The sequence below is a fragment of the Flavobacteriales bacterium genome, from assembly GCA_013001705.1.
Classification (GTDB): Bacteria; Bacteroidota; Bacteroidia; order Flavobacteriales_D; family JABDKJ01; genus JABDLZ01.
Map to the genome: position 1 here is coordinate 1 of JABDLZ010000092.1, position 8,677 is coordinate 8,677.

The 8,677-nt window shown below is 51.1% G+C and carries 7 protein-coding genes; 2 read left to right on the forward strand and 5 right to left on the reverse strand.

The window, feature by feature from the left end; all coding sequences use genetic code 11:
• Positions 1-818, reverse strand: an 818-nt coding sequence (locus HKN79_03575) for a flippase-like domain-containing protein (GenBank protein ID NNC82632.1), incomplete at its 3' end; no start/stop codon positions are given.
• Between the two features lie 70 nt (positions 819-888).
• Here HKN79_03575 and HKN79_03580 point away from each other — a divergent pair.
• On the forward strand, positions 889-1,245 hold the full coding sequence (locus HKN79_03580; protein ID NNC82633.1) for a hypothetical protein: 357 nt from the start codon (positions 889-891) through the stop codon (positions 1,243-1,245).
• A 142-nt stretch (positions 1,246-1,387) separates the two neighbouring features.
• On the forward strand, positions 1,388-2,293 hold the full coding sequence (locus HKN79_03585) for a DMT family transporter (protein ID NNC82634.1): 906 nt from the start codon (positions 1,388-1,390) through the stop codon (positions 2,291-2,293).
• 11 nt (positions 2,294-2,304) lie between these two features.
• Here HKN79_03585 and HKN79_03590 read toward each other — a convergent pair whose 3' ends face one another.
• The 4 genes from HKN79_03590 to HKN79_03605 form a co-directional block, all read right to left on the reverse strand.
• Complete coding sequence (locus tag HKN79_03590; GenBank protein NNC82635.1) at positions 2,305-3,195, reverse strand: cation transporter; 891 nt, start codon at positions 3,193-3,195, stop codon at positions 2,305-2,307.
• A gap of 10 nt (positions 3,196-3,205) precedes the next feature.
• Positions 3,206-4,924: a single-stranded-DNA-specific exonuclease RecJ gene (recJ, locus tag HKN79_03595; GenBank protein NNC82636.1), complete on the reverse strand. Its 1,719-nt coding sequence runs from the start codon at positions 4,922-4,924 to the stop codon at positions 3,206-3,208.
• Entirely contained in the window at positions 4,917-7,004 is a 2,088-nt protein-coding gene (locus tag HKN79_03600) for a S9 family peptidase (protein NNC82637.1), read from the reverse strand. Before HKN79_03600 ends, recJ begins: the two co-directional genes overlap by 8 nt.
• Before the next feature lie 131 nt (positions 7,005-7,135).
• Positions 7,136-8,650 carry a TonB-dependent receptor gene (locus HKN79_03605; protein NNC82638.1) on the reverse strand — a complete coding sequence of 505 codons (1,515 nt, stop codon included), beginning with the start codon at positions 8,648-8,650 and terminating at the stop codon, positions 7,136-7,138.
• Positions 8,651-8,677 lie beyond the last annotated feature (27 nt).

An 8,677-nucleotide genomic window follows, 5' to 3' on the forward strand; every position in this document is an offset into this window, starting at 1 on the left:
ATGAGATCGTTCCCCCAGGCCACGATGCGGTATCTCCATTTACGTAGGAAGGGTAGACTGAACAGCTTGATCAACACATAGCGGAATGCACGAGGATTGATCAATACCGCGTAGACCAGGATCATCAGCAGGGTGAATGTGAAGAGGTACCCGACCCAGAACAGACCTTCTGCTGTGAGGGTCATTCCGAACAGCGTCTGTTCCCAGTTCTCTGGAAATAGCCCGTGGACCCCAACAAAGATCATGATCAGTGGTACCATGGATACATAGAAGATCTCATCCATCATAGCGGTCACCATAACGATGGCCGTGCTCTTTCCTAGATTCATGCCCTCGCGATTGAGAAAATAGATGGCCACTGCCGATCCTCCAACTACACTTGGAGTGAGGGCAGAAGCGAACTCCCAGAGCAAGACGATATCAAAACATTGTCTCCATGAGAACTGCTTGGAGCTCAATACCCGCAGGCGGATTATATAGCCGCCCACCCGAATCACTAGACAGACGATCGCCAGAAAGAAGAAGAACATGGCCGTCCCCGTCCAATCGATCTTGCGAAGCGTATCGCGATAGGTGATGCGATCGTAGGAGCCATCCTCAGATATCCTGAATTCCTCATCCACATTGAATGCGACCTTCCCGTCCCCATCAGCATCCACCCACTCGTAGCTGCCTGTGTCACTGGGCTCATAGCGCACAGCCGTAAGACTGGAGTACAGCATATATCCGGCAGCCAGCAGGCCTATGACCACCGGTACGAGCACCTTGCGAATGCTCAACTGCTTCTTGATGTCCTCCTCTTGCAGCTGCTCTGACATACCGGGTGAAGGTATGGTTTAGTTGTGTTTGGAAGGTGGATTCTAGCGGGCTTGGAATAGATTCGTAGCTATGAACAAGATCTATTTCCTCTCCAGCTGTAGCACCTGTCAACGGATCATGAATGAACTCGGTGATCTGTCCGACTTCGAACTGCAAGACATCAAAGGGAAGAATATCTCCCCCTCGGAACTGGATGCGATCAAAGAAAAGGTGGGCAGCTATGAGGCTCTGTTCAGCAAACGGGCCATGAAGTATCGCTCGATGGGCCTCAATGAGATGGAACTGTCAGAACGGGATTATCGCAAGTACATGCTAGAGGAGTACACTTTCTTGAAACGACCTTTTATACTCATTGGAGATGAAGTCTTTGTCGGGAATTCGAAGAAGACCGTGGAAGCTGCCAAGAAGGCGGTGCAACAAGACTGAATCATGCAGCACACCCCGAGCATATCTCTTTGCTGCGCCCTAGGGCTTTTCTTTTCCGCTTATCCGGGAGGCTCTGCGGGTCACTCATGCGGGATGGGCAAAGCAAAGGGCCGTGTGGATAATGATCTATCTGATCCAGGTCATGAATAGGTCTTCCGTCCTTCCCCACCTCGCCCTGCTTGCGGTCAACTGTATCTATGGTGCCAACTATGTGGTGGCCAAGGGGCTTATGCCGGATATCATCGGGCCCAGTGGCTTCATCCTGCTCAGGGTCATCGGGGCGGTTTTGGTCTTCTGGATCTTCTTGTCCATGAGCTGGGAAAAGGTCGAGCGGAAGGACTTGTTGCGAATAGCTGTCGCGGCCATTTTCGGTGTGGCTTTGAACCAGCTGCTCTTTTTCAATGGCCTCAATCATACCAGCCCGATAAATAGCGCCATCATCATGACCACCAATCCGATCATGGTGCTTGTCATGGCGAGCCTGATACTAGGGGAGCGGATAACAAAAAGGCGCGCATTAGGAGTTGCTCTGGGCTTCATCGGAGCTACTACCTTGATCCTGCTCACTGGGAGGAGCGGAGTCGGGGGAGCGAGTATCAAGGGGGATGTGATGATATTCATCAACTCCCTTTCTTTCGGAGTCTATCTGGTCATGGTCAAGCCCTTGATGCTCAAGTACCGGCCGCTGACAGTCATCTCCTGGGTCTTCTTGTTCGGATTGCTGTACGTGATCCCCTTCGGCTGGGTGCAATTCTCAGAAGTGGAATGGTCGACTCTCAGTAGCACATCTATCTGGAGCATGGTCTATGTGGTGCTTGCCGTGACCGTTCTGGCCTATGGTCTCAACCTTTATGCCTTGAGCAAGGTCAGCCCCAATGTAGTGAGTAGCTATATCTACTTGCAGCCCGTGTTGGCAGGACTCTTCGGACTTCTTTTCTTCTACCTAGGCACCTATGGGATGGATAAGCCGGTCTTCACCTGGCCCATGCTAGGTGCTACGCTGATGATCTTCACGGGGGTGTGGATGGTCTCCAAAAGAGGCCGATAGACCAAGGTCACTCAACAATCGTTGTACTCACAATCGGTCCCTTCGGGCTCGAATTCCAAGGTTGCATGATCGATCTGCTCAGCATGGAGCACCTCCCGTAAGGACTTCTTCAGCGACTCCACATCGACCGGTGCCATATCCTGAGGCACCACCACATGGGCTGTAAGTACATGATGCTCCCCATCCATGGACCAGATGTGCAGATCATGTACAGATACCACCGTATCGTGCTTCATCAAGAGCTTGCGTATCTGGTCGATGTCTATCTCTTCAGGGACGTCCTGCAAGAAGGTCATCAAGGCTCCTCTCAGGTTCTTGTAGACATTGGACAGGATGTAGATAGCGATGAGCAGAGAGAGGATAGGGTCGATGATGGGCAGATCGTAGAAGTACATGATGATGGACCCGATGAGGATGGCCGTCCAACCCAGTACATCTTCCATCAAGTGAAGGGATACGACCCGCTCGTTCTGCGAAGTGCCCTTCTTCAATTTCAAGACTGCTGCTCCGTTGAATAATATCCCCAAAACGGCCAGTAGCATCATCCCTTCGACATGGGTCTCCTCCGGGGCCAGAAGCCTAGGAATGGTCTCATATAGAATGAAGACCGAACCGACCAATAGAACGAAGGAGTTGATCAGGGCACCTAGCACAGAGAATCTCACATAGCCATAAGAGAAGCGAGAATCCCTGCCTTTGTTGGACAATTTCTGGAAGTACCATGCCAACCCGAGTGAAAGGGTGTCTCCTAGGTCGTGTAATGAATCCGAGAGAATGGCCACACTGTTGGTCCAGACCCCTCCAGCGACCTCGATGAGAGTGAAGGTGAGATTCAGAAAGAAAGCCGCCCGGATATTCGTGGTGTCTTGGAAGTGCTTATGGTGATCATGTGAATGTCCCATAGTCCTTCTTTCACTCTGCAGGCCTTATGTCCTTCACATTCATCTGCAGACTGACCATTCCGTTCCATTCGTTCTCCTCTACCGTGTAGAGTATGTCGAATGGATGACCTGAATCGACCAGGTCCAGCTTGTCTCCATGACTGAATGCGATGGCGTTGAGCGCGCGTTGGGCATCGCGCTGGTAGACCTGTAGTTTCAAATGGGTCTGTCCCACCACTTTCGGGTATCTGGCCTGACAGTTCCTGCTCAAGAAGACCGGTTTCATGTTTCCTGGGCCAAATGGGGCCATCTGTCTGATGACATTGAAGAATTTTCGGTCTACATCATCCAGATCCAATTCGAGGTCGGCTTTCACTTCTGGAATAAGCCATTCGGGCTTGCAGGTGCTGTTCACGATCTCTTCGAATCGCTCCCTGAAAGCATCTACTTTATCCAGCTCCAGCGTCAGTCCGGCTGCATACTTATGCCCCCCGAAATTGACCAGCAGGTCGCTACATGCATCAATAGCCTCATACACATCGAAGTGTTTGACAGAGCGTGCTGATCCTGTAGCCTTGCCGTTACTCTCTGTCAATACGATGGTCGGGCGATAATAGGTCTCGGTCAATCGCGAGGCAACTATCCCCACCACTCCTTTATGCCAATCTTCTTTGAAGACCACCGTACTCTTCGCTTGTGCCAAAGCGGGGTCCTGACCGATCATCTCTAAGGCCTGCTCCGTAATGGCCCTGTCCAATTCCTTGCGTTCTGCATTGAAGCTATTGACCTCTTGCGCCACGCCAGTGATGCGATCGTGGTCATCGGAGGTAAGTAGGGCGACTGCGTGCTCTCCGTGGGATATCCGGCCTGCGGCATTTATACGCGGGGCGATGATGAAGACCAGGTCGGTGACGGTCATTTTCTTCTTGACATCTGCCACGCGTTTCAGGGCACCGATCCCATCACATGGGTCGGAATTCACCTTTTCCAGACCGTGATACATGAAGATGCGGTTCTCCCCTGTAATAGGGACGATGTCTGCTCCTATGGCCGTGGCCAATAGGTCCAGACGGTCGAAAAGAGGAGAGGTATCCAAGTCATTCTTCATGCAGAGTCCCTGCATGAATTTGAAACCGACTCCACATCCGCAGAGTTCTTTATAGGGATATGTGCAATCATCCTGCTTGGGGTCCAGAATGGCCACAGCTGCCGGTAGTTGATCTCCCGGTCTGTGATGGTCACAGATAATGATGTCGATACCCCGTTCACGGGCGTATTCGACCTTGTCAATGGCTTTGATGCCGCAGTCCAAGGTGATGATGATTGAGACCCCGTTATCTTGAGCCCGGTCGATGCCTCTGAAACTCAGTCCATACCCTTCTGCGTAGCGGTCTGGGATATAGTACATGAGCGCTTCTGTCTGTGTCTTAAGAAAAGAATAGACCAGTGCTACCGAGGTCGTGCCATCCACATCATAGTCTCCATAGACCATGATCCTCTCACCTTCTTCCAGCGCGCTTGTCAATCGATTCACCGCCTTATCCATATCCTTCATGAGGAAGGGATCATGGAGCGCGTTCAGATCAGGACGGAAGAATTCCCGTGCCGCATCGAAATCCTCGATTCCACGTTGGACGAGGAGTTTGGCGAGTACGGGACGGATGTTAAGGGAATCAGCAAGGGTATCAACCACCTCATCGGGAGGAGCGCTCTTGACCGACCATCTCTTCTGTGTACCTACCTCAAGCATCTATCCCTTCCAAGTAGAACATGAATGCATACTCGAGTGCCACCTCTTTGAAGCGCTCATATCTACCGCTCGCTCCTCCGTGTCCTGCAGTCATGTTGGTATGGAGGAGAAGCAGGTTGTCGCCCTGGTGATGGGTGCGCAGTTTGGCGATCCATTTAGCGGGTTCCCAATACTGCACCTGACTATCCCAATACCCGGTGGTGATCAGCAGGTTGGGATAAGCTTGTTGCTTGATGTTGTCATAGGGAGAATAGGACTTGATGTAGTCGTAGTATTCTTTGACATTGGGGTTTCCCCACTCGTCATATTCGCCAGTAGTAAGTGGGATATCATCATCCAACATGGTCGTGACCACGTCTACGAAGGGCACGGCAGCCACTACTCCATTCCACATATCCGGGGCCATGTTGATCACGGCACCCATCAGTAGTCCTCCGGCACTTCCTCCCATGGCATACAGGTGATCCTTGCTGGTATATCCGTTCTCCAGCAGATACTCTCCACAGTCGATGAAATCAGTGAAGGTGTTCTTCTTCTTAAGGAGCTTGCCGTCTTCATACCACTGTCTGCCCATCTCTTGTCCGCCTCGTATATGGGCAATGGCAAAGGCAAACCCACGATCCAATAGGCTCAATCTTACCGAGCTGAAATAGGGGTCAATGCTATTCCCATAGGAACCGTAACCGTATAATAGGACCGGGTTGGTCCCATCCTTCTTGAATCCTTTGCGGTAAACGATGGACATAGGGACTTCGGTCCCGTCATCGGCCTTGACCATCAGGCGTTCTGAAGTATAATTCTCCGGGTCGAATTCACCTCCGAGTACTTTCTGTTGCTTGAGTAATTCCCGCTCCTTGGATACCATGTCAAAATCATAGACAGAATTCGGAGTGGTCATACTCGAGTAGCCATAACGCAGTATCTGGGTGTCGAATTCCGGGTTGGCACTGACATAGGCCGTGTAGGTTGGGTCTTGGAATTCCATATAATACTCCTTACTCCCGTCCCAACGTTGTACTTTGATCTGATTGAGTCCGGCAGTGCGTTCTTCTACGACCAGGAATTCTTTGAATATCTCGATGCCCTCAAGCAAAGTCTCTGGCCTATGAGCGATGACTTCGGTCCAGTTGTCGCGACCGATGGCATTGACGGGAGTCTTCATCAGGCGGAAATTCTTAGCGTCCCAGTTGGTCACCACGTAGAAGTGGTCCTCATAGTGGGCAATGCGATACTCATGGTCCCGCTGCCGAGGTTCGAAGACCTTCCACTCCCCATCGGGATCATCGGCAGAGAGGATGCGGTACTCACTGGCGAGGGTCTGGTAGGAACCGATGATGAGATACTCCCGGCTCTTGGACTTATACACGAAGGTGCCATAGGTCTCATCCTTCTCTTCGTAGACCAGTTCATCTTCAGATTGATCGGTACCAAGTCTGTGCTTGTAGATGCGGTATGAGCGCAAGGTCATAGGGTCTTTGACCGTGTAGAATATCGTCTTATTGTCATTGGCCCAGGTGGCCCCTCCGGTGGTGTTCTCAATCTTGTCAGAAAGGGTCTCCCCGGTCTCCAAGTTCTTTACATAAAGAGTGTACTGTCTACGTGACACGGTGTCCACGCCATAGACCAGAAGTTGATTGTCTTCACTTACGCTGCGTCCGCCTATAGCAAAGTAGGCATGATCTTCGGCCATCTTCGGGCCATTGAGCATGATCTCCTCATCTGCATCCAGGCTTTCTTTTTTCCTGCAGAAGAAAGGGTACTCCTTGCCCTCTTCGTATCTGGAATAATACCAATATCCGTTGACCTTGACCGGCACAGATTGATCATTGGGGTCGAGCCGGGCTACAATCTCATCATAGAGTTTCTGTTGCAATCCTTCGGTAGAGGAAAGAACCCCTTTTGTGTACTCGTTCTCCGCCTCTAGATAAGTGACGACCTTCTGTGTCTGTTCGTCCTTTTCTTCAGCATTCTTCTGCTCATCACTGAGCTTCATCCAGTAGTAGTCGTCTACACGGGTATCCCCATGCATGGTCAGTTGTTCTGGTACTTTTTCGGCTTGAGGAGCTATCGTTTCTGTCATGGTAGGAGCTTCTTGGTCATCCGAAACACAAGCAACCATGAGGATGCCGGCACAGAGGACCGAAGGGGTTATGAATCTCATTGCGGGTGGGGGCTGTTGATATGGACCAAATGTACGGATTAGGCCCAGTCCTAGATGTCGCAGGTCAAGCTGAATCCGAGATTTCGTCCAGGTGCTGAAATGCCTGAGGCAAAGGCCTTGTAGTGTACATCGGTCAGATTATCAACAAAGAGGGAGAGCCTGAGCCCGTTCTCCAGTTTGAAGTTGACATAGGCATTGATCGAGTACCATGAGGGAAAGGCGCCATCCAGACCTTGGTCGGCATTATCTATACGCCCAGGCGCGATGTTCCCTGAGGTCTTGGTGTCATTATAGATGACATAGGCACCGTATCCGGTCTTCTCTCCACTTCTATCCACTCCCGTTCTGGCAAAGAAGGGAGGGATGTGGGCCAATGGAGCATCGGTTCCTTTCACTTCCCCGATGGTCTTAGTGGCCGTGGTCATCCAGGTCCAATCTGGATGCAGGACCAGGGTGAGCGAGCTGCTTAATCCATAGATGTATGCTTGCTCTGCATTGGCATTGACTGCGATCCGGGCCATCTGACCCTCATATTCCAGCGAGTCCATTCCGTTGAGCGTACTGGGTACTTGTACGATGGCCTTATCTATCAGGGTGTAGAAACCAGCAACTTCGAACTGATATCTTCCCTCTGCTTCCTTCTTGGTAGCCCGTAGTTCTCCGTTCCAGGTGTATTCTGCCTCTAGATTATCCGTTGGCACCACCACGATTCCCGCTCGCTCGAAGACCTTTCCATAATCATCGACATTGGGTGAACGGAATCCGGTAGATGCTGATGCTCCTATCTCCCAGGTCTCGCTCGGGTGCCAGAGCAGACTGGTCGACCCTGTTAGGGCTCCCGAATCGAATAGGATGAAATCAAAAGGCAACTCATAGAAGCCGCTCTGGTTGAACTTGGAGTTGGAATAGGCATGACTATAGCGCAAGCCCAGATTGTACACCCATGTCCCATTCAATTTGGCATTGAGTGAAGCGTATGCGGCCATCGTGCTCATCCTGCTACCACCGTCTGGATATCGAGTAGGCCCTGCTTCACGCGTGCCTTCTTCGATCTGCTCCATGTAGGCGGTCGATTCAACGGTGTTGTTGGTCGCTTCGAAACCAAAGTAAACATCCTTGTTTCCTATACGTTTGATAAAATCCCCATTGACTGAGAACACGTCCACATCCTCCTGTCGAACGAATCTCCATGGGTCTCCGAAGTTTCGCGTGATACGGTCTTCCCCGATGTGTTGATATGCGATGATCAGATCGCATTTATCAAAGAGCTCATTGTCACTCAGAATGTCGAGTTCCGATGAGATCAACACCCTCTCCTGTGGCCCATAGCTCCATTCCGCATAACGCAATTGCCCATCCCGATAGGTTGCCAATTGGTCACTTCTCGGTACTTCAGACGAGGTCGAATACTGGACGTTGAAAAGCAAAGAGGTACTATCAGCAGCTTGCCAGAGAACCTTCTGTGCGATATCGTATTGTTCATATCCACTATTGGGTATGACTGAAGTATCCGGATTCTTCAAAATAGTGTCTTGACCTCCTACCCTATCAACGTACTCAGGCACCAGTCCCCACTCTGCATTCCCATGGAG